The sequence below is a fragment of the Formosa undariae genome (assembly GCF_042427615.1).
GTDB lineage: Bacteria > Bacteroidota > Bacteroidia > Flavobacteriales > Flavobacteriaceae > Formosa > Formosa undariae.
In genome coordinates, this window is the sequence record NZ_JBHMEZ010000012.1 from 297,817 (window position 1) to 322,232 (window position 24,416).

The window sequence follows — 24,416 nt, forward strand, 5'->3', positions numbered from 1 at the left end:
GTTTTAATATTTTATTCTATAAACTTTAAAATCGACTCGAAAAACTCACCAATTTCATAATCTTCCATGTCATCATGGACTTGGAAATTTTCAATTTGTATGATGGCCTGAGCTAAACGCACTTCTAATTAATTAATTCGTAAATACTATTATCGTCAACCTCTGAAATTCGTATAAATTTATCGTCTAAAATCGACGTTTTATTTCCGCCAATTGTAGACATTCTTTTTCCTGAAATAAAGTTTATACTTGTATTTCCAGCACCCTTTTGTATGGCATTTCCGTAATTATTGTATTCCGTACCAATTAACATATAATCTTGACTCCCTTTCTGATATCGGAATTTTAACTCGTAATCATGACGCATGGATTGGTGTTTAACATTAATAACATTGGTGCTAGAAACTTTAATTTTTTGATTTAAATTTCTATATAAGAAAGCATATGTTAGATTACCCGTTTCACCTTTTAATTTAAAAGAACCATCTTTTTGTCCTTCTAACACGGCTATTTTAACACTTGAAGCATCTAAATATTCTATATCTCTACTGCCATTGGACAATAACACAACATAATCGGAAATACCATCTTTATTTAAATCTGCTTTTACGCTATTTGGTACATTTTCGAAATAAACAATTTCATAGCCTTCCGGGATAAAATTGGATATATGGTTTGGTTTTACATCACGATGTTCTTTAAGCTCACTAATTTGTTTTGGAATTGGATTCCGTTTTTCCGTTATAAATTCCAATGCCTCAGAATTCAATAAATGATTGTATGTACCATGATGTAGTTCGAAATTAACCATAGCGTCGCCAGAAGGTTTTATTCTATACACTTTAAGATACACGCCTTTTTCGGCCCATTTAGAAAGGCTTCTTTTCATAGTACTCTTATTGTCCCAAACATAATATCCCCATAAAGATTTTTTAACAATGCCAAATTCCTTAAAGTCATTTAATTCAGATTTCTCAGAGCTTGTACTACGAAAAATAATGTCTCCATCTTCAATTATTTCATCAAAAACTAAATTCATACGCGCATCTTCCTGATAGTTCACAAAAAACCAAGAGAGTACAATAATGTATAAGATTCCTATAAAAAAGTATGTGAATTTAATTTTCATTTTAAAAATAGTGGATACCAATTTTATAATAAATTATTCTAAAACGGACACCAAATGCGACCAATTTAAAGCGATAGCAAAGTCTAAAGCGGTTTTTCCTGTATTGGTTTTAGCCGTTTTATCCGCGCCTAATTCCAATAAAATATCTACTGCTGTTTTGTTTCCTGCAATGGTTTCTGTGTGTAATCTGGTTACGCCATTTTTATCTACGGCTTTAACCACATCTAGATTTGCTGTAAAGTAATCTCTTGCAGGTTGTTCCATCACTTTACTCATAGGATGTTCAATAAGATTTTCTTGTTCTTCTTCTTGTAAGTGTGCCACGAGAATAGTATTATAGTCCCCAAAATCTAATCCCCAAGCCTGATCATGCTTTGTTCTAGCATCTTCCGTCATACCAGAACGTAGTACCTGAATGGTATAACCGCCATAGGTTTTGCGATCTATAGATAGCATCCAATCTGATATTTCTGAGATCTTTCTAGTAACCGTATCACCTTCTGCAACATTAGTTAATTTATTTGGTGCGTTTTGTAAAACACCTGTAATGAGTTCTCCATCAAAATCAATGTCGCTAATCCACATATGCTCTACTATAGGTTCCGCTCTACCTTCAATTACTTGTTGAAAAGGAATTTTTACTAAGGCTAAATCATGAGCAGGAACAACTCTTTTGCTGTCCCAATACATTTCACGCCAGAAATAGTTAAACGTTTCTTGTGCTTTTAGGTAAGCCACTTTCATTTTTTGGTTTTGCTCTGCAAAAATGATATTGTTGTCTTGACTCATTCTTTACTAATGTTATATGTTAGTTATATTTTTAGGTTTAGATTTCCACCCTAGATAAGTAGTACTTTTTAATAAAAATCGTAATACAAACGCCATTGTTTGGTCTCGCTATTTTTGGCGAACATTAAGCTCCCACCATCTACCACATTGAAATTTACTTTTTCATCTGATGAAATCTGAAACACGAACTGAAAACCTTCTCCAAAGCCCTCTGCATCTCCAATTCCAGATTGACAAAAAGAAGGATAACCGCCTATTTTATGGTCGTATATATGATCTGTGATATCAAAATAATCATCAATAATCCCTTCGTTTTCTAATTTTAAAACTTCAGCTTCATCTTTCATAGACAAACCGCCACCATCCCATAATGGGAAATCATTGTCGTCTAATTCTGCTTGTAGCGGAAAGGCGTTTAAAAATGAATTAGGATTTTCTAGATTTTTAATCTGAATATTTTCTAGGTTATCATATTCTCTAATTAGCCAACGCTCTCCCATTTCTTCAAAACATTCTGGAAGTTCTGCCGATATAAAAACCGTAATTAGTTTTGTATCTTTAAGATTAGGGTGTACGTAAGGTAAGTTGGGAAGGTGAAATTGTGCCAAAGGCAACATCGCATTACCGTTTTTATCTAACGGAATGTCTTCATCTTCATTATAAGCAAAGACTTTACCTATCCAACTTTCTTCAATGGTATTCTTGGGTCTAAAGCCGCCTGTACTAAATTTAGTAACCGGTTTAGAAATTTTATTTTTTAGGTCTTCTACTGTCATACTTGTATTTTTTATCCAAACATCGTGGTGTCATCAAAAGTTTTACCGTCATAAGATTGTGCGATTAAATAATGATTCCCGAACATTCCATCTTCATTATAAACGACGTCTATCAAGTCTTTTGCGTAAAAATCAATAGCTGTTATTGTTAACTTCTGTCTAAAATCTTGCTCGCTTAATTCTGGATAACCATTTTCTTCATCTGCCCAGTTTTCATTGTAGTTTTCGTGAAACGCACTTACTATTTCATCGGTTGCATTTTTCTCTTTATCTTCAAAATCTTCTAAAAATGAATTCCCTAAAGCAATCATTTTATCTAAAGTGATTTCATCTAAATTTAGGCTGATATCAATTGTATTCTGTCCAGATAAAATGGTTGTTCTATAACAATCGTCGGTTCTTGGATCTTTTTTGAGTTGATCTTTCGTTATATTCATACTTGTAATATTACCCTAAATCAGTTCTAATGTTAGAGAAGTCACCTTTGGCAAGTTTATCTTTTTCAATAAAAAACATTAAAAATTCATCCATATCCCAGTCCCAAGAAAAAACATTATTCCATCGCAAAGTAAGTAAAGACGTCCATTCATCGGTTTTACGAGGATCATAAGCTAGCGTATTGTAATATGGGTATCCAAATAAATAACTAAACGTTTTTTTACTTACCATATCTGGTACTTTACTGCATACGTAATCGAGTTGCTTTTTATTTAATCCCTTGTCTTTATATAACTCTTCTCTATAAGGAAGATCTACATTCTCTTCCAAATCAATGCGTATACAATGATCTACATAGTAGTAATTTAAATTAGGGTTTACATAGGTTTTTAACGGCGTTCCTTCTTCAAAATGATAGACTTTCGCATAATCTTTTGCGCCATAAAACACATTTTTATCATCATCATTGGCAATAAAAAAGCTTAACATTCCTGTTTTTGGTAGTGGCGTTTCAAATTTAATTTCACTTAAATTAATTTGTAATGCAAAACGATAATCACCAAACTCGTGTTTAGGCCATTCAAAATCTTCAGGTACTTCTGGATAGCCTCCTTGTTTACTTAAACCTACATTTTCTTTACTGCGGTTTTCTCCTTTTATTTTAATAGAAGGTAAACTCATAGATCTTAGATACGTTTCTTTTTTATATAAATCGTATTTTTCAATTTTAACTATCTCTTCAAATTTGGCGCTATTCATAACGTATTTTTTTTCCTGATGTATACAAAGGTCAAACTTTACACAGGTTTTTTAGTAACGGATTTCAGTGATATTGAATTCTAATCCCCTCTTTTAAAGCTCTTTTTTACGTTCTTTAAGTTTATTTATTAATAGATCTATTTTTTCTAATTTCTCTTTATATTCATTTCTAATTGCTATTTGCGAAGATTCTACAGTTTCATTCGAATCGAAATCTAATAGCTCTACGGTATCATTAAGACTAGAAACACTTTCGTTTTGAACCAATGCATGCTGTGTTTCCTTGGCTCTGAATAAAATGACATCAGAGTCTATATCCCCTTTCAACTCGTCTACAGAAATGACTTTCATCGTTCCAAATTGTGACAATTGCAAAGCATCACCTTGAAGTAAATGATTATTCACTTTAACATCGAAGGTTTCAGACGACGGACTGCGATATACAAGTCCTTCTACAGCGTCCTTATGTTCTAAAAACGATAGTTTGTAATTTTCCAAATTTGGAGTAACCATAGTAACCGTATCCATTAACATGGTGTTATCTTTAAAAATATGACTTGGATAAATGGTATGTAGTATGTTCTCGTTATTTACTGTAGACCATTTTCCTTCTGTCGAATCGATATCAGATGGATCAATAATTACCGTATATTTCACTTTAGATTTCTTTATGTACGGCTTAAAATCTTCGTTTACTGTGGTAATCTGACTTTTATAAAGTGACACAAGATCCAAGGTATAATCGGCATCGACCTTAGTCTTTATTTTAGATAAATTATCTAAAATTTCTATTACTGCGCCGTAAGCTTCAGCTTCTTTACGGGAATCAGTATAAGATGATTTTGAAACCGAAGTCGTCTTGCATATATTTTCGCCAAAAACATCGGAAACCGTTTCTGTATTTGCCATATTCTCAAATTCATCTGGATTTAAAAAATAATCTTCCGACACTTGATTGCCTTTAAGGACAAAGGTTTTAGATTGATCTGCTACTAATAGCTTCGAAATTTTTAAAGGGTCTTCAATCGTAATTTTAGTTGCACTTGAAGTTAACGCCTGATCTATTCCATTTTTAAAAACTCTAGGTTCATTTAAAGTATATATAATCTCTAATTTCAACAGGTTTTTAGATAAATTATACTTGATTTCATTTTGTCCCAAAAGTGCATCTTCACGATACAATGCTGTATAGCTTTTTTTGCTACAAGAAGAAAATGAGACTAATATAAGTACGAAATAAAGTAGAGTATTTTTCATTTTGAATGTGTTTGTTTTACAGTTCAAAACTAGAAGTAATGCCTCTGAATTTTATCCCTGTAAATAGTGAAATTGATACATACTGAATTCAGGTATCTTTATTGTAACCGTAATAAATAAACAAAAAAAGCACGCTTTTAAGCAGCGTGCTTTTTTTACTAAATACTACGGTAAAGCAATAGTAACTAATACAATAGAATTTATATTTTTCTCTAATTAAAAACGATAGCAGTCTTATTAGTGATACTAAATTTGGCGGCATCTAAAAGTGTAGCACAAACTAAAGTCTCTACCCAAAAATCTTCTTTATCGTGTATCCTTTTATTGAGTTCGGTTAAGTTTGTAACACTATCATTTTCGTTTAATGTAATGCCCAAAGGTTTTGTAAGCGTTTTTAATTCTTTTAGTAAATCGTAAGACGATCCAATCATTGCCCCAGGAACAGGTGCTTCATCGGTATCGAAAAGAATTTCTGGCAATTCTACAGGAATATAAAATCCTTCGGTATCGGAATGCGTTAAAAGATGACTAGACATATAGGAATAATGCTCTTCTAGAATCTCGTCGCCCTGTGGTTCTTCTTCTGGCGAGAAAGGCGTTGGCACCCAATTTTCCTCATATTCATTCTCCCAAGTATGGGCTGCAAATCGTCTTAAGTGATGTAAAAAATCATACGGAAAACCACCAGAGAATAAAGGTGCCCGATCTAAAACATCTGGCTCTTGGTGTGGTTCTAAATTATTTTTTTCTAATATCACATTTATATTGTCAAAAATGGCTTTATACGCTTCATAACCTTCTGGTTCATTCTCTATAAAGTCTACTAATATGCCACTTGTAATTCCTAATCCCATTTTCTTATTGTTTTAATTCTACAAGACAAAATTAGAATGTAAGCCCCTGTGCTCTATCACTGAAATTAATGATACTTATAAATACTAAATTTTAGGTTTCGAGTTTTCGGGTAATGATAACTACCACAAAAGCACGCCATAATGAGCGTGCTTTTATATATTTCAGCATGATATTTTTAATACATTACAACCATTCAGCATCTTTACCTAAAGCTATAAATTCTTCATAAGCGGACTCTGTAGCATAGCACAGTGTCACTTTTTTTAAATTGGGAAATTGTTTGGCATCTACGCATGTTTCAATATCCCAATAGTCTACAGCGCCTCCTGAAAACGGTGATAAATTCATGTAAATATCATTGCCGCCATCTTGATAAATTTCAGTTAATTCTAGAGCCAAACGTTTAGGAATTGGTAAATCTTTAAAGTATTGTTCTACTTCTGCTATAGGTTCGTAGCCTTCTTCATTAATATCTATATCCCGTCCTTTATACCATCTTGAAAATTCATGTATATCAAACATAGGTTCCAATAATCCTTTAACATACATCAATTCTTCAATAACGGATAGTTTAAATCCAAAATCAACAAAAGTCAGTGCTTCTTCATTGAGTGGTTTAATAATGTATTTATCTTCTGGTATACCTTGCCAACGCTCATAAGATTCATAATTACTTATTTCAATAGCACTAATAACCGTATCGTTAACATCAAACCATGCACTTATATTATTTTGTACCAAAGCTCCACAATCGTCACCCTCAAAAAGTTCTACACGTTCTGTTTTATGGGTTTTATAATATGTGATAATCTCTTCATCGTTAAAATGAAACGTTCCGGAAAATTTACTTTTAGGACTAAAATCGTACCCATCAGGTTCTAACTCTAAAGTTAGAGAATCAATCTGTTCTCCGTCTTCTGAATACCCTAGAATCCCCAAAGCATCCCACGTAAAAATGGTGTTGTTTTTCGCTTTAAATGTTCTGTAATTAGCATCTAAACTATTTTTTAAAGCATCTATAGACACCGGAAATTCTATAGTACTGTTATTAATTTTAAATCCTGATGAAGATAAATATAATGTTGTCATAAGTCTTTTTTAAGAATGTCAAAGATAATCACTAAGTAAATATATGCGCTGACTGATTTCAGTGATATTTTTAAAATGATGTTTTTACCTAAAATACAATATCCCTATTTTCAGGGATAAAAAACCGAACGACTAAACCGAACTTTGCTGAAAACCTATTTTATGGAAGATCAAGTTAAAAGTGCTGCGTTTTTGGAATCACTAAAACGTAACAACGAAAAAATAAGAGACGATCGCGCAAGTGCTATTGCAGAAGATGCACAATTGATGTACAAACGCGAAACCGAAGATTTAGCCTTGTCGTTAAAACGTTTAAAACGCGAACAAGAAAATATGCTAGATATGAGTCCAACAGATGCAAATAGTTTGGTTTTGGCTTCAGATTTTGATGCCAAAGATTACGTAGCCAAGGACTTAGACATGTCTGTAAAAATTAGAAACTTAGAAATTAAATTAGAATTAGCCAAAAAGCGTTACACACACTTATTTGGTGGCAAAATAAACGAACTGTAATTATGGGAGGAGGAAGATTTAGTAACGACGCTTATAAGCGATTACGAAGAACAAAAGACTATAGTAATAAGTCTAGAGAAGAAATATTTACATCCAGACATATAGATCCAGAAATGGATCCTACAAAAGCACTTGTTAGAGAATCTCGAGATTCTGAAGAACATCCAGAAACGGTATCTATTATTGTGGCATTAGATGTCACCGGAAGTATGGGATTTGTACCCGAACATATTGTAAAAGAAGCGTTACCTGATTTAATTGGCTCTTTAATGGAAGCTGGAATTGAAGATCCGCAAGTCCTATTTTTAGGTATTGGCGATTTTATTTACGATAGTGCACCGTTACAAGTTGGTCAATTTGAATCGTCGGCAGAATTATTAGACCGTTGGTTAACCCGCGTATACTTAGAAGGTGGCGGTGGCGGAAACAATCAAGAAGGGTATAATTTGGCTCATTTGTTTGCTGCTCGTCATACATCGATTGATTGTTGGGAAAAAAGACAACAAAAAGGCTTTTTATTCACCATTGGAGACGAACCTGTGTTTCCTACCATTCCTGCAGAAATCATTAAAAGATATACCTGTACAGATGAAGCGGAAACGATTACTACCGAAGCCATTATTAAAGAAGCACAAGAAACCTACAATGTGTTTCATATGCATTTAGAGCATAACGAATGGGCAAAACAAATACGTCGAAAAGGAGATTGGAAAGCGCTTTTAGGCGATAATTATATAGAAATTCCAGATTATAAAACGGTAGCAAAACGCATTGCAGACGTAGTGATTCAAAATCATAAACCGAGTACCGCAACTGCAACACATACAACATCTAACAGTACAGATGTTGATGTAGAAAACATGTTATAAATGTCAAGATGTAGTCTCGTTATAGATTTAGGATTTGGTGATGCTGGAAAAGGGTTAACGACCGATTTTCTGGCATCGCAACATCCTGATAAAAGTCTGGTGGTACGATTTTCTGGCGGACACCAAATTGGACATACCGTTAGTATGGAAAAGCTAACCCATACGTTTAGTAATTTTGGTTCAGGAACCTTATTAGGTGTTCCGACGTATTATTCTGAACACACTACCCTATTTCCGCCTGCCATTTTAGACGAAGGTGAGTTTTTAAAAACCTATCAGCCTAAATTGTATGTGCATCCGCTAACGATGATTACAACTATCTACGATATTGCTTATAATAGAGCGCTAGAAAAGCAACAAAATCACGGTTCTTGTGGTTTGGGTTTTGGAACTACTATCGCGAGAAATAAAGAAGACGTACATCTCTATTCCAACGATTTACAATTTAAATGGGTTTTAAAACAACGTTTAGAGAGCATCAAAACCTATTACGATAATAAGTTGAAAAGTCAATCGAAATCTGTTCAAACGTATTACAACAACGAACTAAAAGATTACAAAGACGACTATTTTATAGACAGTTGTTTAGCTATTCAGAAATTTTATAGTGTAGCTACACTTTCAGTCTTATCTACAACCTTCGAGCATTTTATTTTTGAAGGCAGTCAGGGCATTTTACTCGACACCCAACACGGCTTTCACCCGCATACCACCTGGAGTTATACCACGTCTAGAAATGCGATTCAGCTTATTAAAAATCATTTAAAAACCATTTCAGAAATCGATGTCTACTATGTGTCGCGTTGTTATCAAACACGTCATGGCAATGGTCCTATGGCTGAAACAGAAGCTGTAACGCTTCAAAATAATGAAAATGAAGCGAATGTGACAAACGAATTTCAAGGGGAGTTTAGAACACAAGCTTTAAACCCTGAATTACTAAATTATGCCTTGAGTTGCGATGCCATTCATCATCAAGATTTAAATATTAACAAGCACTTCATGCTAACCTGTTTAGACCAATTGCCTCGTTTTTCTTACGGCACTCTACTTCAGAAATTAGATACAACATTCCATACTGTTTATGGAAGTTACGGCCCTAAACGCGAATGTATCAAGACCATTTCAGAATGATTTGATAAACATAGAATTCAAAAAAAATGAAAACACATCGGTTAACCATTCTGGGCATTATAATTAACACGTTAATTACTGCTTTTATTTATTTCACCGAAGATTATAAAGGCTTAGATATTATTATGATAATAGCTTTAGTTATCTGCTATATAGGCTTCATCGTCATGCAATTTAACCAAGCTAAAATTGGAAGTATTATATTTTGTATTGGTAGTGCGGTATTTATCCCTATTGGTCTTGTTGGCATTATAGGTGTTAGAAAAACGGTACAAAACATAGAAGACGAAGAATTTTATAAAGCACATTATGAATAAAACAGAAACAGAAATTGAATTAAGTTCTAAAGCAAAAAACAAACCCTTGTATTTTGCGCTGTTTATGGGAGCAATAAGTATAATAGCGATACAGGCCACATCAACACTACCAGGAATGCCTATGGGACTGGCAATATTATTTATTACGCTTTATGTCTTCAATAAAAACCTTAAAGTTTTTAAATTTTCAGAAAAGCATTTCGTTTTTCAAGTGGGTATATTAGGGAAAACAAATGTGCCTTATAGTGCCTTAAAATCTTATGAAGTTGTGAAAAAGAATATCGTAATTACGTATCAGAATCCGAATAAAAAAGAGAAAAAGATCAGACTCCCAATCAGTCAAATTGAACCTACACAATTTTCATTATTCGAAAACACTTTAAAAAGTAAGATTAGTAATTAAACTAATGTCCTACTTTTTCAAAATCACTAGTTTCAGTGATAAAAACTCAAACGCTCCAAACTACCTTAGCGGTATCAAAAAAACAGGAATAAATGGGTCATATTACAGCATATTCGGATCGTGTAAAACAAATGAATTGGGAAGCATTTCATTTTAAACCTCTTATAATAGATACACTACCCGATCTTAAATATCCAAAACATCATAGTAACTCTTTTACGTTTAGAGATGCACTTTTAGAGGCTGTAGAACAAGCGTCCGGAAAGACATTATTAAAGCTCATATTTATTACACCCGATTATGAAACCATTCATAAATTCTATGGTATTGGCTATTTAGAAGACAAAACTGTTTTTACTGTTGAAATAGAACATACTCCAAAATTTAAAGCATGGTTTACCGTTATTCATGATGAACATCACAAAAGTGCTACAGTTTACAACTTTAATAAAAACATGTATAGTTCACAACCCACTTCTAATTTAAAGCACATTACGTTTCAAGAACACACAGGCGCTTTTATAGATCATTTCATTCCCAATCAGTTTATAGCCGAACAATTGGCAAAAGAAAAAGCCGATTTTCTAGCGCCCTTTATTCAGATGGAAGCTCGTATAGATATGAAAGCCTTGGTAGAATCCTTTGTCGGTTTAATTTCAGAGAAAGGATTAACCTTACAGCCTCCAACTCATAATGATGCCATCTATACAGAATTTGAAGAAGAAGCAGGTTATCCGTTTCCGCAACTAATAAAAGACTATTTAAGCTTGCATAACGGTATTGACCGTTGTGCCATTATGGGTGCAGAAGACATTTATAACGAATGGAAACAGTGGAAAGATATTTATGACGATTGGACGCAAGAAGACTTATTGGATACATACTCTACCAACGAAGGAAAAGCCTTATTAATGTACACCACCCCCTATTGGATTCCGTTTTTCGATTTAGAAAACGGGAATTTCCTAGCCTTCGATTTTGCACCCAATACCAAAGGAACAGCCGGACAAATTATCCGTTTTGGTGCCGACCAAGAAATTGGATATATCGAAGCCGATGACCTCGTTTCCTTTTTTGAAAGTTTAAGAAGACCAGAAAGCGAAATTGAAGACAACGAATGGTTTTATACCGCCAAATAAGGATATTAAAAACAGTATTTAAATTTTGAATAATCCCCAGCATATGTCTGCGATTTATAAAGAACACATATTACCTCAATTAAGCACAGCATCTTTTGAACCGGCTGAAGTAAAAGCCATAATTCAATCTTTAGAAGCTTTAAATGCCACAGATTATGATGCCTATTACACTCTAAAAAACAATACTGATTTAGAACATGTAACGGCTATTTTTACTGAAAATGTAGCGCAACATATTTATTTTCATCCAAAGTTGTACGCTAATGAAGAGCAAGGCTTAAACTTTATTGCCTCTTGGTTGCCGTTGTTAGAAAAAGGGTTTTATCCTGATGAAAAAAGCACAAATAAACTCGTAGAATTTTTACAGTTTAGTCTGAGTTATTTAAACTCTGAAGCCGTTTCTGAAAATAAAAAAACCCAAGTGTTTCAGGTTTTAAAACATATAGTTCTAAGTGAATCTGAAGCGTCCTTGCCTGTTGCTCGTTTTTTGGTGCATCAAATTTTTGATATTCGAGATGTACTGAATTCCGATTTTCTAATTCAGCAATGTCTTCAACATGCAATTTTAAATGAAACCTATTCGGTAGTGCATTCCGATAAAACCATCAGTACGTTTCCGTTTAAAATAGACAAGCATTTTATAGAATATTTCTTTGAAAATGATTGGTTAAAATTCATCAGTAAATTTCACTACATATTACCTGTAGGACGTGTTTATATGCCAGGAGCTTACGATTTGATGTTGCCATGGTTTAGCGAAGAATTAGCACTATTTTACAAAGACCATTTAGAACAAACCTTAGAACTTCATAAGGCTTTAAAAGAACGTCTGATTTTTGGTGAAGTGAAAAGTCTTGAGTTACTCAATATAAAAACCACTGAAAATAATTACCCCATAATAATCGGTTTAGAATCTAAAGTTTGGGATACTGGCGATGTGTTATTATTCAATAATCGTGATAAAAATATTCCAATACTACAATTAGATGGTTGTTATATGCGATTCATACATTGGTTAACTGCCGATAGCGGAAGTCATTTTTATACAGAAGCTTTTAAAGATTACGGGAAACATATTTTAAGCGAGAATTCTGCCGAAGCTCTGCCATTGCAATGCATTCCGTTTTGGTTTAACACCTGCCATCCAAAAACAGGAATTGCAAATCAAACGGAAACGTATAACACCGTATTTTCAAAATTATTAATTGAAGATTGTAAAGACGTACTTCCTACAATGCGTTTTCAACATAAAGATTTTCAAGCGACTGGTACGTTTTTAATTCAGAATGTGTTTCAAACGCAAGACAACTTTAAAGTTTGGCTTGACGATTTCAAAAAAGCAGGTCTTAAAAATCCCTTAAATCAGTTTTTAGTCCGCACATTTTTTGATGCGCGCGAGGGGTTAGCGGAGTTATACACTACAGAACAGCAAGAGATTTTACAGGCATATTTAATAGCATTAGCCTATTCTGCAAGAGACACTAATAATGCTATTAGAACACAACATTTACCATTTATAGTTAAGACACTCGCGACCTTATGTGTAGACCCAGGGAATTTTACACGAGTTAACGAGATTTCGGCACTAAAAAATATTGACGCTTGCGTTGAAGACCTTTGTAACGACTTTGCTCGCGGACATTACATTAATGAAAACCGCCCGCTTAACCTCAGTATTATTCAAGCTTGGTTTAATTATCTGGGCGATTTTTATTACAGTTCCCAACAAGAAGCCGTTTGGATTTCCGATGTTTTAAATACGCAAGGTGTGCGCACTGCAACCTATTTCAATGCTATGGAAGACGATGTCAGTTTCTTTTTAGACCGGGCCATAAATCGTATCATCACCTTTCATAGAAAATGCGAATTGAAACAAGATGACAACCTCCTGTTAGGGGCCATCGCAACACAAATTGAAATCTATTTAACCGACTTTCTAGGTGCATTAGAAAAAGATAAACTCAATGCAAATACTGCAAAATATCTGAATGAATACAGTAAAGGTGACGAAGCAGGTTTCAGTAATCTAACAGAATTATTAGTTACTATTGAAGGGTTTTATGGCATTCACTTTAAACAAGAACCAATTGCAGAATCCAATACAACTCTCGAACCTGTGCCATCGGTTAAAATAGAGATGGAAGTTGTTGACATCAACCAAAAATATGTCGATGCAGTACTTCATAATCTAGAAAATTACAGAACATCCGGTAATTGTGATACGGCACTTTTACAGCCTCTAGATGAAAAAATAGAAGAATTTAAAACTTGGTTAACGGATGATAAAACAGGAATAGAAGCCAAATTTACCCAAGCACTTTACATGACGTTACTAGACTCCAATTTAGCGCCTGGCACAGCATCAGAAACCTACGGAAATCTTTGCAGACGTTTATTTGTGCATTTGGTAAGAGGAACTAAAATGGCACCTTCGTACGCCATGGGATTACAAGCGATGGCGAATTCTGGAGCCTATTCAGAACACCTAAAAACGGCTTTATTAGACGTTGTTGACCAGTTAAAAGCTTAAAACATGACACAAGATATCACACCCGAAATTCAAGACCAATTAAATTTATCGGCTTTAATTTTAAAGAAAAATCATAAACATGCCGACTTAACAAGTTGGTCTGGTTTTGACTTAGAAAACGACATGCAAGTCAAACAAGCCAAACGTCTTTTAAAGGTGTACGGTATAAAATCTGGGCTGCATTTACGTAATAGTTTACAACGTTATGAAAGCGGACAAATGGTCTCACACAACTTCGAAAAACTAGCAATAGAATTTCGTATGAGCACCACAACAGACTTTGACGCTAAATACAATGCCGAAGAAAACCAAAGTACTAAAGGCATTTATAAAATGGTATGGAAATACCGTTTTAGTCTAAAAAAAGAAAAACTTATTGGCTACGAAATGGCATATTATATTTTTCAAATGCGTTTGGGTCACGTCTTAGGTTTTATTAACACAGACGAAATGATTTTACGTCTAGAAGAAGCGAATGATACTATAAAATCGACTTTTTCTAGTTGGGGCGATTTTCACCGAAATGTATGTTTGGGAGACGAATACGTATTAGGAGCAACAGAACAAGACATGAGTAAATTTCCAGGAACAGGAACCCTTTGGGAATGCTACCAACGTTTACATATAGAACACGCCGATTGGTTTAAAACATGGAAAAAATGAGGTTATCAAGACAAGAGGTTATAGCACATATTGAGCGCGCAGAAGAACTTTACAAAGCCAATCTTTATATGCATTTGCAACCCCATATCACTGCTATTCAAGAAAATATTGAAACTATAGAAGATAGGCATGCAGATCTTTCAAGATATTATCGCATTTACATGCTGTATCTAGGTGCTTATGAAGAGATGAATATAGAGGTTTTACAATCTTATTTGGTCGGTTTAGAAAACATGAATCACGTTGAAGCCTCAGATTACGAATATGTGTGTAGCCACTATAAACAATGTGACGAATCGGTATCTCAAAAAGCACTCATGTTATATCCGTATAACGAAACGTTGCACCTGCATTATGCTTTAAAATTACAATTTGAAAACCGTTTTAATGAAGCTATTCTTATTCTGAAATATGTTTTAGAATGTTACCCTGGGTTAACAGAAGCACGTCTGTTACTTTGGAATATCGAATCGGCTCAATTAGAACACTTATGCACATCTACAGAGGAAGCCGATTGTTACGAGCTGTTAGATTTAGCATCAGCTACACATAATAAAACCGTTTTAAAAGGGTTACAATTAGATGAACGTTTAGACCAATCTAGTCAGAATTTAGCACGTATTCAAGTGGATTTATGGGAACGTAAAGCTTCAGAAAATCAAAAGCAATGGGTTTCGGAATGGCGACTTCTAGAATTAAATCTTACTACGCGTATTTTATTAGCAGATTATGCAAAATCTTTTATGAAGTACGATATGGTATCGCAAATTTTAAGCGCACCAGACGAACCAAAATTCCCCGAAGAAGCATATAGTAATTTCGAGGATTATCAAGCCTATATGCAAGCCTTAGCAAACTCGGGTTGGCAATTGGCACAGCATCAATATGTATTGATAGGAAATTCGTCCTACTATTTTTCAAAAAACAAAAAAACAATAGAAATTTGTGTCGAACGTGGCCTTGCTTTAAACCCTAAAAACCCAGTATTACTGGTCTTAAAAGCAAAGTCCTTTTTCTTCAGCTTAAATTATAACGAGACCGGGCAAGCCTATCACGAAGCCTATAGAAACGGACTCCGAATGAGTGAATATTTGTTTTACTTATTAGAAGTGAATAGCCGTATAGAAAGCTGGCAAGGTATATTAGATATAGTCGTACAATTTCATAGACGAAAAACGCCAACGCTTAAAACCTTATTTTTTCAAGCCCGTGCATTAGTCAAATTGGAACGGTTTGATGAAGCTCATGAAGTGATTAATGAAGCCCTTAACGATTTTCCGTTACCGCAACATTCTTATGCGCCTTGGCTGTATAATTTGCGTATGATTATCCATAAACGCCATCAGAATTTCACAGCGTTTTTTGAAGATATGTACTCCGAAATTAATTTTTATGAGATTGGAGATTCGGACTATTGTAGCACCATGAATATGTGTATCGAAGCCCTTATAGAAATGGGCGATTACAAAGAAGCGCACAAATATGCGATTTATAATTACGAGCAGGAACAATTAGCTCCCGAATTATATATTGTATTTCAGTGGATTTGTTTTTACGATTATTTAGCAAAACCGGACGATTTACCTCCAGTAACAGCAGATGATTTAATAGACCATCCCACGACATTCCTAGAATACAGAAACAATGGGTTTATTCATTGGATGTTAAGAGATAACACTGCCGCATCTACTGCTTTACAAATGGCATCTACCCTAGCCACAAACAAAGCATATTATTTAAAATTAGCATTGTCGTGTGCAAACGAAGGCTTTGGTGATAATGATCCAGCTATTACACTCTGTGAAACCATTCAAAAGGAAGTGCCTCGAGCGCAAGATTGGAAATTAGGTTTTGATTATGCAAATTTGCTACATAAAGAACAACGATACTACGAAAGTTATGTGGCCTTTGAAAAGCTCCTGCAAAACTATCCAGATTATTCCTTTTTTCAATTCGAAAAAGACGAATATCATGTATTATTAAAAGTTTTAAAAGAGGCTGTTAAAGGCGTAAGACATGTCGAAGATTACACCAAATACAACGCGATGTTTTTAAGTAAAGATCAACCGGCCCAGACTGCCATATTAGAACATTTAGAGATTGCGAATTCAACATGTAATGACGACTTATTTTTACGACATAATTTACTAGAACGCGTTTGTAAACTGGATATCGAATTTGAAAATAATGAACAAGAAACGTTAAAAGAAATCAAATCTAGAATAAGAAACACTTATTTCACTTAAAGGTATTAAGTTTACCTATTTATTAAATGAAGCGACTTATAAAACATCATATTTTAATAGTATTGGTATTCTTAGGAGTAATTCATGGTGCTATTTCACAAACAGCGAATAATACGCCTCGTCTGGATTCTTTGGCTCTAGAATATCAAAAAAACTTAAATTCTAATCCGCAACTAGCAGAAAAAGCAGCTAAAGAATGGCTAGAAGAGAGTAGAAAACTAGAAATAAAACTTCAAGAGGTTCAAGCCCTTTATGCCTTAGGAAACCTGAGTAATACTACCGGAGATTATAAAAACACGATTAAGTATACCACTCAGACTATCGCTCTACTCCATGACCTTAAAATTGAAAAAGGTTTAGCGGCTTGTTACAATATAATGGCATTAGCTTATAAAAACTTAGGGGAATATCCCAAAGCCATTGATAATTTTATGCAATGTTTAAGTTATTCAAAAAAGACGAGTAATCAAGTCCAGGAAGCCAATGCGTATCAAAATATTGCAACACTATATCTACTTCAGAAAGAGTATAAAAAATCGGCAGAGAGCCTAGATCGCGCTGCGGAACTCTATCGCACAATTGGAGATGATGATGGTGTACTTACCACCTTATTTAATTTTGCAAATATTTTAAAGGAAGAAGGTAAATTCGACCAAGCACGAACCCATTACCAAACGGTTTTAGGCTATAGAGAGAAAGAAGGCAATAAAGCAGTTGTCGCTTACGTAAATATTAATCTTTCGCAAATGCTTGTAGAAGAGGGGCGTTGCGAAGAGGCTGTAATGGCTTTAAAGAAAACCTTAGTCCTTTTAGAAGAACTAAATTTCAATTCTGATATCACTATTGTCTTAAACGATTTGGGACTTTGCGAATCCAAATTAGGACATACAAAATCGGCAATACGTTATTTTCAGCAAGCCTTATCTATCGGAGAAGAACAGTCTTTAATTAGATACAATTCCGATATTTATAAAAACCTTGCTCAGCTGTATCAAAACGATGGAAATTATAAAAAAGCCTTAGAATTTTACAAAAAAGGAGTCACTACTGTAGCAGATCAGAATTCCTTAGATAAAGAGAAATATGTCGTTAAAATCCAAGAACGTTACGAAACCCAATTAAAAGAAGCCCGTATACAACTGCTTGAAAAAGAACAGAAATTAAGTGATGCCGAATTGCAAAAAGCAGAGCTTAAAGTGAAGCGCCAACGCCTCATTAGAAATGTATTTATCATTGGATTTATATTGGTGTTACTGACATTAATTGTCCTGAGATTATTATACATACAGCGATTACGTGTACAAAAAGAATTGAGTATTCAGCAAGAAGAAAACGCCAAGCAGAAGATTAGTCAGATGATGAATGATCATAAATTATCTGTTATCGAGCGTTATCAAGAAGGTCAGGACGAAGAGCGCGAGCGCTTTGCAAGAGAGATTCACGATGGTATTGGAAGTGATTTGGCCGGAATACGCATTGCTTTTGAGCATTATGCCGAACGTCACGATGACGAATCACAGTCTAAACGTATTGCAAATGCCATAAATAATGCGTGTATCGATGTGCGTAGTTTGTCACATCAACTACATCCTTTACCTTTTTCAAAAATTGGATTCACGAGTTTTTTAAGTGATTTTATTGATCAGATTACTCAGAAAGCAGATATTGACATTAAGACGTATTTCTTTCCTGAGGAAGAGATCGATCAATTACCACAAGATTTACTAGCAGATGCTTACCGCATTGTACAAGAATTAATAAATAATATCCTGAAGCATGCTGAAGCCGATAAAGTAGATGTGCAACTTACAAGACATACCGATCATTTAAACATTGTAATTAATGATAACGGTAAAGGGTTTCAAAAAAATAAAAAACAAGGAATAGGACTCCGTAATATTAAAGAACGACTACAAAAAGTACAAGGTTCTTTAGATATAGATAGTAGTCCTGGACACGGAACATCTATCACCATAGATATTCCCATAAAATAACAATTATGAAGAAAATAAACATCATAATAGCAGACGACCATTTAATGTTTCTTGAGGGTATAAATACCATTTTAAGTGACATGGAAGAAATTGGGGAAGTCCACTTGGCCACCGAAGGAAATCAAGTGATTCGCTTATTAAATCAGTTTGAAATTGGTTTAATAATAAGTGATATTAGCATGCCAAAAATGGATGGTATTGAATTGCTTACCGAAATTAAAAAGAAGCATAGTCACGTTAAAATAATAATGTTGAGTATGCTCGATAATCATAGAACGGTACATAAAGTGATTCAAAAAGGTGCGGAAGGATTTGTTCCTAAATTTACCAGTAAAGAAGAATTACAAAAAGCAGTACGCACGGTTTTAGGCAATGAACAGTATTTCTCCGAAGTGATTAAACAACGCTATATGGAAAGTGTTTTTGAACGCAAAAAATATAAAAACATAGAATTGTCGCCTCGTGAAAAAGAAGTTTTAGCGCTTTTAGGAGACGAACTCACCTCTAAAGAAATTTCAGAAAAATTATTTATTTCGGTAAACACTGTAGAGACACATCGAAAAAATATTCTTTTAAAAACAGGCTCTAAAACGACAACCGGAGCCGTAAAATACGCCATAGAATCTGGTTTGTTCGACTAACAATAAAAGGTCTTGAATTTTAAAATTCAAGACCTTTTATTTATTTAAACCAATGCCTAAAACGCTTTATTTCGTTCTAATTCCCTCGGCTTCTATAGTGCTTATAATTTGCTTTAATTCTTCACGGTACGACGTAGTATCGTTCTCATCGGTTAATAACTCACCACGATAAATAAATTTGGTATCCAAATCAAAATACACCACATAAAGTCCTGTTTGTGGATTTCTCCATTTGCCCTTTCCGTTATTTTCTATACGCTTATCTTCTAAATACTGTACCCAAGCACCTCTAGATAAAGTCGATTTATCCATGTAAATTTTGCTGTTTTCAGTCGTTTTAAAATACGGATACGGTGTTTCTAATTTGGCTTGTATATGTTCTAGGATCATGGTTTTTAAGCTTTCAAATCCTTCTGCCTTTTCGGATAGCACCATAGGGTTCTGAATTCTTTTACTATCATCAATATCTAACGGAATTATAATAAAACCCTCGGGATGACTAGCCGTTTTAATGAGTAAACGAAATTGATACCCTGTGTTTAAGGCTTCAAAAGATTGATTTAACCGATCTATAAAACGGGTCACAACATCTTCTAGTTCTATGGGTTCTATATCTCTCTTAAAATTTAAATGTATGTCTTCTGTAGAAAACGTTATTTCAGGAATTTCATTTTTAAAATCGGCTATTACAGCCTGTCTCGTTTCGTATTGTTCTACGGCATCGTTGTATAAATCATCAAACGTCATTAGATCTGAAACAGGATACATTGGCAAGGTGTCATTTTCTAATATATGTTTCAGATTAAGGTGCGTGTAAAATGCTATTTCAGGAATGGCCTTATCATAAATAAGCACCCCATACATATTAGGGTCCATGGTTGCAGCATTAAAAAACAGACTTAAATCGCTAAACGCAAGTTTCCCTTGATATTTTTTTTGCAAATATTCTTCTAAATTACGTGCTGCTTTTTTTTTAGGAATCCCGATATAATTGGCACACCCTGCGACAATAAGCATTACGATTAAAATGCAAATAACTGATAAAATGGTAATTTTCATAATGCTAAGTATATAACATAAATGTAGCGCAATATACAACCTATGCCCTCACTGAATTCCGTGAGTTTAAACATTCCCTTAAAGACGGTGTTTTTTCTTCATACTCATATAATACCTTTGAATTATTAATAAAACTAAAAACCTCAAATCATGGGATTACAAGAAAAAAGAGCTGCAAAATCTATAGAAGATCAATATTTAGGAGCGTACCAAAAAGAAATCAATGAGATTGTTGGTAAAGAATTACCAATTAACATTAACTGGGACACTTTTGAAATGGACTTTATAAAATTTGTACCAAGTGTATGTTTACAACGTCTTACAGATGGAATTAAATTGGTTTGTAAAGACGAAATGGGAAAAGAGGCTATGGCAGAAAGCGTAAACTCTATTGAAGTATACTGCATTCCAAATGATGGTGCTGAAGCTAAAAAAGAATTAAAATTAGAAGATGGTGTATTTTCTTTAACAGCATGTTGGGGCGGTCACCACAGCGGTTATTTTATAGATTTAACCATCCGTGAATATTTAGAAAACAATTTATAGAATTACGCATTTATAAGTACTTATAATATCAATACAAAAAGGGAAAGCCGAATACGCTTTCCCTTTTTGTATGCTTGAATAGTTTTAAAACCATTCTAAAAACTGACATAAAAAAAGTCTTTAAGAGACGACTCTTAAAGGCTTTTTCTATTATAATATATTGTGAGCTTAATTTAGTTTTACATCATTTAAAACGACACCTGTTAATATCGCATTAAAGTAATAGTCTTGAGACTGCACATTGTTCTCTGAAAATGACTGACTGTAATTATGAATAATAGCATTATCAAATACAAAACTAACAACAGGTTGATCTTGATTTTGATAATAAATTTTCAAACTCCCAGACCAGTCACCTGGTTTATGAGATAACCATTCTAAAAACAGCCTACTCATCTCGTTTCTCATAGCTCCAGATAAATTTACATCCAATCCTCTTTCTTGTTCTTCGTTTGGATAGTATGTTGAAGAAAAGCTATAATCACATTGCGAAAGCTTAAATAGCTCTTCTGTGTGCTCGTCTTTTTTAATTCTTAATTCTATACGCTGAATTACATTTAATTCTTTCATATCATTCTTGTTTTTATAATTGCTTTTCTATTTGTGCTTGTAATCCTTTCGCCTTCGGGAAGCTTTTTAAACCTTTTGAAGTATCGATAGTAAGGGAAACCACACCTTTTTCTAGACTAGATTTATTTTCGGTACCTAAAGAAAATTCAATTTTTGAAATAGATTCTGAAAATGCTGCTTTTGCTAAATTATCTGCTGCTATATTAGAAAGCGTTTCTTTTAATAATACTATTATTTTTGAAGCATAAAATTTATCAAGATCTTCTGGAGTTCCATCGAATTTATAACCTATAGCTATTTCTTTATCCAAAGCCGCTTTAACTTCTAACTCTAAAGCATTAATATCTTTTTTAAGTTGAAGTACGGTAGGTATTTCACTAGGATCTGGTGTAAAAAGAATTTTCCCATCAGATAATAGATAGCCATATTTATTTACATTGCTAAAAGATATGGAAGAGATAGCATGCACTTCGATATATTGAAACTGCGCATCGCGATCGTAAATGTCACATAATAAAACCACCTTTTTTTCAGAATCATAGTTTACAAAAAAACCAGAAGCACTATCTCCATGTGTACAAATAGTCACTTTAGGCATACGAGGTCGGTCTTCTTTTCTTTCTATATCTGCTATTTCTTGAAGTATATTTATAACCTCATTAGTGCCTAATACAGGTAATTGTAACATTGTTTTAAAATCCATAATTGCATATTTTAGTTTCATACAAAGTTGAACCAATACCTTTAGTTTTTTCTAACCGTTTTCAGTGATATTTACAAATGACTTATCTAAAAAAGAAATATAACAGCTGATTTTATGGTTTACTTTGATTTTGTAAAGCAATTTATCGACTACTTTACAGAAGACTAAAACATTTTTATTCTATAGCCACTTAATTTTATTAGTTTTACTCATTCAACTATCAATAATATGAAAAGGTTATCGGGAGTACTATTTGTATCAATTTTGTTTTTGTACTCATGTCACTCGCCTAAAAAGAAAGCTTTAAAACCGTCTACTGAAATAGAAGCATCTTTAAGCTCTGAATTACATACAACCAATTATGAAGACTTAAATGGTAATCCCGTCTTCTTAAATGATTACAAAGGAAAAAAACTACTTCTTAACTTTTGGTCTACACGATGTAAACCTTGTGTCGAAGAAATGTATGACCTAGAACACGCCAAATCCCTTTTAGAAAAAAACAATTACTCGGTTATCCTGGTATCTAATGAATCCATAAAAGAAATAGAAGATTTTAAGTCCAAAACCAATTTCAAATTAGATTATATAAGATATAAAGGAAACCTGGCAGACTTAAATATATATGCATTACCTACCACCTTTATCTTTAATGAAATGGGTGAAAAAGCAGGAAAGCTAGAAGGTAAATACAAGTGGGATACCTCCAATACGATTGAAAAACTAAAAGAATTCAAATAAACAAAACAAATGAAATCGCTTAATCTCCTTATTTTAGTCACCCTATTTTTATCTTGTAATTCCAATAAAAAGAAGCCTATTTTGGAAGAAAAGCATGAAACGATTGTGCATTCTATTTCTTTTCCTGGCGATGAAAAAAGTGAATTACCTCATCTTACCACTAACACTGGAAACGCAATGCTTTCTTGGGTTACACGTTTAAACGATAGTACAACACAGTTTAATTATTCTACACTAATTAATCAGAAATGGGAAGCCCCAAAACCGATTATCACAGGAACTAATTGGTTTGTAAATTGGGCAGATTACCCATCTATCACAGAAAATAACGGGAATTTATTAAGTCATTTTTTAAAGAAATCTTCAAACGAAACATTTTCTTACGATATTAAATTGAACGTACTTCCTGAAGGTGAATCAGAGTGGGAAACAGCATTACCTTTACATACAGATGGCACTAAAACAGAACATGGTTTTGTAACCGTATTGCCTTTCAAAGAAAATGCTTTTTTTGTAACATGGTTGGATGGAAGAGGTATGTCTATGGACCATGCAGGCGAGCATATGAGTCATAATGGGAGTATGTCTATTAGAGCTGCAGAAGTCTCTAAAGATGGTTTAATTAGTAATAAAACCCTGCTAGACGGAAAAACATGTAGTTGTTGTCAAACCACCGCAGCCATTACAAAAAATGGTCCGATTGTGCTTTATAGAGATCGAACAGATGAAGAAATAAGAGATATTGCGATTACAAGGTATATAGATGGTAAATGGACTGAACCCAAATTTATCTACAACGATGGTTGGAAAATAAATGGATGTCCGGTTAACGGTCCCAAAGTTGCCGCTTTAGAAAACAACGTCGCCGTAACGTGGTTTACCGCTGCCAACGACACGCCTTTAGTTAAACTTATATTTTCAAAAAATGGTGGTGAAGATTTTTCGGAACCTATTATAATTAGTAATTCCGAAGTATTAGGACGAGTAGATATTGAACTCATAGACAGTGATAATGCCATTGTAAGTTGGATGGAAACAGCAGACGAAACAACCTATCTCAAAGCCATGAAAGTGAATTCATCTGGAAAAAAATATACCCCTCTTATAATTAGCACACTTAACGATTCTAGGAAAACAGGATTTCCACAAATGCAATATATAAATGACAATATGTATTTTGCATGGACAGCGATTGCGAACGACATATCGACTATTAAAACTGTGTTTGTGCCTTTAGAGGCGTTTTAATTCAACTC

Annotated in this window: 25 protein-coding genes; 14 read left to right on the forward strand and 11 right to left on the reverse strand. The window is 33.8% G+C overall.

All coding sequences use genetic code 11. The features are described from left to right. Positions 1-124 precede the first annotated feature (124 nt). The 8 genes from ACFFVB_RS12385 to ACFFVB_RS12420 form a co-directional block, all read right to left on the reverse strand. Positions 125-1,129 carry a hypothetical protein gene (locus ACFFVB_RS12385; RefSeq protein ID WP_382383197.1) on the reverse strand — a complete coding sequence of 335 codons (1,005 nt, stop codon included), beginning with the start codon at positions 1,127-1,129 and terminating at the stop codon, positions 125-127. Positions 1,130-1,162: 33 nt separating this feature from the next. Further along, complete coding sequence (locus ACFFVB_RS12390; RefSeq protein WP_382383198.1) at positions 1,163-1,918, reverse strand: DUF2314 domain-containing protein; 756 nt, start codon at positions 1,916-1,918, stop codon at positions 1,163-1,165. 68 nt (positions 1,919-1,986) lie between these two features. Further along, positions 1,987-2,694 carry a DUF1963 domain-containing protein gene (locus ACFFVB_RS12395; RefSeq protein WP_382383199.1) on the reverse strand — a complete coding sequence of 236 codons (708 nt, stop codon included), beginning with the start codon at positions 2,692-2,694 and terminating at the stop codon, positions 1,987-1,989. An 11-nt stretch (positions 2,695-2,705) separates the two neighbouring features. Beyond that, entirely contained in the window at positions 2,706-3,131 is a 426-nt protein-coding gene (locus tag ACFFVB_RS12400; RefSeq protein WP_382383200.1) for a DUF2262 domain-containing protein, read from the reverse strand. A gap of 10 nt (positions 3,132-3,141) precedes the next feature. Next, positions 3,142-3,891, reverse strand: a complete 750-nt coding sequence (locus tag ACFFVB_RS12405) for a DUF1963 domain-containing protein (protein ID WP_382383201.1) — start codon at positions 3,889-3,891, stop codon at positions 3,142-3,144. Between the two features lie 93 nt (positions 3,892-3,984). After that, positions 3,985-5,148 (reverse strand): hypothetical protein, encoded by a 1,164-nt coding sequence (locus ACFFVB_RS12410; RefSeq protein WP_382383203.1) that lies wholly within the window; start codon positions 5,146-5,148, stop codon positions 3,985-3,987. A gap of 212 nt (positions 5,149-5,360) precedes the next feature. Further along, positions 5,361-6,002: a putative DNA-mimic protein gene (locus ACFFVB_RS12415; protein ID WP_382383205.1), complete on the reverse strand. Its 642-nt coding sequence runs from the start codon at positions 6,000-6,002 to the stop codon at positions 5,361-5,363. Positions 6,003-6,186: 184 nt separating this feature from the next. Continuing rightward, positions 6,187-7,092, reverse strand: a complete 906-nt coding sequence (locus ACFFVB_RS12420; protein ID WP_382383206.1) for a DUF6892 domain-containing protein — start codon at positions 7,090-7,092, stop codon at positions 6,187-6,189. Between the two features lie 162 nt (positions 7,093-7,254). On the opposite strand from ACFFVB_RS12420, the gene ACFFVB_RS12425 reads away from it, so the two are divergent. From ACFFVB_RS12425 to ACFFVB_RS12475, 11 genes are all read left to right on the forward strand, one after another. Continuing rightward, entirely contained in the window at positions 7,255-7,605 is a 351-nt protein-coding gene (locus ACFFVB_RS12425) for a hypothetical protein (protein WP_382383208.1), read from the forward strand. 2 nt (positions 7,606-7,607) lie between these two features. Further along, a complete protein-coding gene (locus ACFFVB_RS12430; protein ID WP_382383209.1) occupies positions 7,608-8,474 on the forward strand; it encodes a hypothetical protein in 867 nt (288 codons plus the stop codon). Then, the gene (locus ACFFVB_RS12435; RefSeq protein ID WP_382383210.1) at positions 8,475-9,608 is read left to right on the forward strand and encodes an adenylosuccinate synthetase; all 1,134 of its coding nucleotides are present in this window, start codon (positions 8,475-8,477) and stop codon (positions 9,606-9,608) included. Positions 9,609-9,634: 26 nt separating this feature from the next. After that, positions 9,635-9,925 carry a hypothetical protein gene (locus ACFFVB_RS12440; RefSeq protein WP_382383211.1) on the forward strand — a complete coding sequence of 97 codons (291 nt, stop codon included), beginning with the start codon at positions 9,635-9,637 and terminating at the stop codon, positions 9,923-9,925. After that, positions 9,918-10,328, forward strand: a complete 411-nt coding sequence (locus tag ACFFVB_RS12445; protein WP_382383213.1) for a hypothetical protein — start codon at positions 9,918-9,920, stop codon at positions 10,326-10,328. Before ACFFVB_RS12440 ends, ACFFVB_RS12445 begins: the two co-directional genes overlap by 8 nt. Before the next feature lie 92 nt (positions 10,329-10,420). After that, positions 10,421-11,467 carry an SMI1/KNR4 family protein gene (locus ACFFVB_RS12450; RefSeq protein WP_382383214.1) on the forward strand — a complete coding sequence of 349 codons (1,047 nt, stop codon included), beginning with the start codon at positions 10,421-10,423 and terminating at the stop codon, positions 11,465-11,467. 25 nt (positions 11,468-11,492) lie between these two features. Then, positions 11,493-13,997 (forward strand): hypothetical protein, encoded by a 2,505-nt coding sequence (locus ACFFVB_RS12455; protein ID WP_382383216.1) that lies wholly within the window; start codon positions 11,493-11,495, stop codon positions 13,995-13,997. A gap of 3 nt (positions 13,998-14,000) precedes the next feature. Next, on the forward strand, positions 14,001-14,660 hold the full coding sequence (locus ACFFVB_RS12460) for a DUF1266 domain-containing protein (protein WP_382383217.1): 660 nt from the start codon (positions 14,001-14,003) through the stop codon (positions 14,658-14,660). Beyond that, positions 14,657-16,906, forward strand: a complete 2,250-nt coding sequence (locus ACFFVB_RS12465; protein ID WP_382383218.1) for a tetratricopeptide repeat protein — start codon at positions 14,657-14,659, stop codon at positions 16,904-16,906. Before ACFFVB_RS12460 ends, ACFFVB_RS12465 begins: the two co-directional genes overlap by 4 nt. A gap of 26 nt (positions 16,907-16,932) precedes the next feature. Next, entirely contained in the window at positions 16,933-18,900 is a 1,968-nt protein-coding gene (locus ACFFVB_RS12470) for a tetratricopeptide repeat-containing sensor histidine kinase (RefSeq protein ID WP_382383219.1), read from the forward strand. A 5-nt stretch (positions 18,901-18,905) separates the two neighbouring features. Beyond that, entirely contained in the window at positions 18,906-19,541 is a 636-nt protein-coding gene (locus tag ACFFVB_RS12475) for a response regulator (RefSeq protein ID WP_382383220.1), read from the forward strand. A 66-nt stretch (positions 19,542-19,607) separates the two neighbouring features. Here ACFFVB_RS12475 and ACFFVB_RS12480 read toward each other — a convergent pair whose 3' ends face one another. After that, positions 19,608-20,600 (reverse strand): hypothetical protein, encoded by a 993-nt coding sequence (locus ACFFVB_RS12480; protein ID WP_382383222.1) that lies wholly within the window; start codon positions 20,598-20,600, stop codon positions 19,608-19,610. A gap of 150 nt (positions 20,601-20,750) precedes the next feature. On the opposite strand from ACFFVB_RS12480, the gene ACFFVB_RS12485 reads away from it, so the two are divergent. After that, on the forward strand, positions 20,751-21,146 hold the full coding sequence (locus ACFFVB_RS12485) for a hypothetical protein (RefSeq protein WP_382383223.1): 396 nt from the start codon (positions 20,751-20,753) through the stop codon (positions 21,144-21,146). 168 nt (positions 21,147-21,314) lie between these two features. On the opposite strand, the gene ACFFVB_RS12490 is transcribed toward ACFFVB_RS12485, so the two are convergent. Together ACFFVB_RS12490 and ACFFVB_RS12495 are read right to left on the reverse strand one after the other, a co-directional pair. Next, entirely contained in the window at positions 21,315-21,716 is a 402-nt protein-coding gene (locus ACFFVB_RS12490) for a hypothetical protein (RefSeq protein WP_382383224.1), read from the reverse strand. 13 nt (positions 21,717-21,729) lie between these two features. Continuing rightward, a complete protein-coding gene (locus ACFFVB_RS12495) occupies positions 21,730-22,419 on the reverse strand; it encodes a hypothetical protein (RefSeq protein WP_382383225.1) in 690 nt (229 codons plus the stop codon). Positions 22,420-22,647: 228 nt separating this feature from the next. Between ACFFVB_RS12495 and ACFFVB_RS12500 the strand changes: the two genes are divergently transcribed. Together ACFFVB_RS12500 and ACFFVB_RS12505 are read left to right on the forward strand one after the other, a co-directional pair. Continuing rightward, entirely contained in the window at positions 22,648-23,160 is a 513-nt protein-coding gene (locus tag ACFFVB_RS12500; RefSeq protein ID WP_382383226.1) for a TlpA family protein disulfide reductase, read from the forward strand. A gap of 9 nt (positions 23,161-23,169) precedes the next feature. Further along, the gene (locus ACFFVB_RS12505; RefSeq protein WP_382383228.1) at positions 23,170-24,408 is read left to right on the forward strand and encodes a hypothetical protein; all 1,239 of its coding nucleotides are present in this window, start codon (positions 23,170-23,172) and stop codon (positions 24,406-24,408) included. The last annotated feature ends 8 nt before the right edge of the window (positions 24,409-24,416 follow it).

Excerpts from the sequence above, each read along its gene's own strand:
- ACFFVB_RS12385 (WP_382383197.1), bottom strand. The coding sequence starts at position 1,129 with ATGAAAATTAAATTCACATACTTTTTTATAGGAATCTTATACATTATT.
- ACFFVB_RS12390 (WP_382383198.1), bottom strand. The coding sequence starts at position 1,918 with ATGAGTCAAGACAACAATATCATTTTTGCAGAGCAAAACCAAAAAATG.
- ACFFVB_RS12395 (WP_382383199.1), bottom strand. The coding sequence starts at position 2,694 with ATGACAGTAGAAGACCTAAAAAATAAAATTTCTAAACCGGTTACTAAA.
- ACFFVB_RS12400 (WP_382383200.1), bottom strand. The coding sequence starts at position 3,131 with ATGAATATAACGAAAGATCAACTCAAAAAAGATCCAAGAACCGACGAT.
- ACFFVB_RS12405 (WP_382383201.1), bottom strand. The coding sequence starts at position 3,891 with ATGAATAGCGCCAAATTTGAAGAGATAGTTAAAATTGAAAAATACGAT.
- ACFFVB_RS12410 (WP_382383203.1), bottom strand. The coding sequence starts at position 5,148 with ATGAAAAATACTCTACTTTATTTCGTACTTATATTAGTCTCATTTTCT.
- ACFFVB_RS12415 (WP_382383205.1), bottom strand. The coding sequence starts at position 6,002 with ATGGGATTAGGAATTACAAGTGGCATATTAGTAGACTTTATAGAGAAT.
- ACFFVB_RS12420 (WP_382383206.1), bottom strand. The coding sequence starts at position 7,092 with ATGACAACATTATATTTATCTTCATCAGGATTTAAAATTAATAACAGT.
- ACFFVB_RS12425 (WP_382383208.1), top strand. The coding sequence starts at position 7,255 with ATGGAAGATCAAGTTAAAAGTGCTGCGTTTTTGGAATCACTAAAACGT.
- ACFFVB_RS12430 (WP_382383209.1), top strand. The coding sequence starts at position 7,608 with ATGGGAGGAGGAAGATTTAGTAACGACGCTTATAAGCGATTACGAAGA.
- ACFFVB_RS12435 (WP_382383210.1), top strand. The coding sequence starts at position 8,475 with ATGTCAAGATGTAGTCTCGTTATAGATTTAGGATTTGGTGATGCTGGA.
- ACFFVB_RS12440 (WP_382383211.1), top strand. The coding sequence starts at position 9,635 with ATGAAAACACATCGGTTAACCATTCTGGGCATTATAATTAACACGTTA.
- ACFFVB_RS12445 (WP_382383213.1), top strand. The coding sequence starts at position 9,918 with ATGAATAAAACAGAAACAGAAATTGAATTAAGTTCTAAAGCAAAAAAC.
- ACFFVB_RS12450 (WP_382383214.1), top strand. The coding sequence starts at position 10,421 with ATGGGTCATATTACAGCATATTCGGATCGTGTAAAACAAATGAATTGG.
- ACFFVB_RS12460 (WP_382383217.1), top strand. The coding sequence starts at position 14,001 with ATGACACAAGATATCACACCCGAAATTCAAGACCAATTAAATTTATCG.
- ACFFVB_RS12465 (WP_382383218.1), top strand. The coding sequence starts at position 14,657 with ATGAGGTTATCAAGACAAGAGGTTATAGCACATATTGAGCGCGCAGAA.
- ACFFVB_RS12470 (WP_382383219.1), top strand. The coding sequence starts at position 16,933 with ATGAAGCGACTTATAAAACATCATATTTTAATAGTATTGGTATTCTTA.
- ACFFVB_RS12475 (WP_382383220.1), top strand. The coding sequence starts at position 18,906 with ATGAAGAAAATAAACATCATAATAGCAGACGACCATTTAATGTTTCTT.
- ACFFVB_RS12480 (WP_382383222.1), bottom strand. The coding sequence starts at position 20,600 with ATGAAAATTACCATTTTATCAGTTATTTGCATTTTAATCGTAATGCTT.
- ACFFVB_RS12485 (WP_382383223.1), top strand. The coding sequence starts at position 20,751 with ATGGGATTACAAGAAAAAAGAGCTGCAAAATCTATAGAAGATCAATAT.
- ACFFVB_RS12490 (WP_382383224.1), bottom strand. The coding sequence starts at position 21,716 with ATGAAAGAATTAAATGTAATTCAGCGTATAGAATTAAGAATTAAAAAA.
- ACFFVB_RS12495 (WP_382383225.1), bottom strand. The coding sequence starts at position 22,419 with ATGGATTTTAAAACAATGTTACAATTACCTGTATTAGGCACTAATGAG.
- ACFFVB_RS12500 (WP_382383226.1), top strand. The coding sequence starts at position 22,648 with ATGAAAAGGTTATCGGGAGTACTATTTGTATCAATTTTGTTTTTGTAC.
- ACFFVB_RS12505 (WP_382383228.1), top strand. The coding sequence starts at position 23,170 with ATGAAATCGCTTAATCTCCTTATTTTAGTCACCCTATTTTTATCTTGT.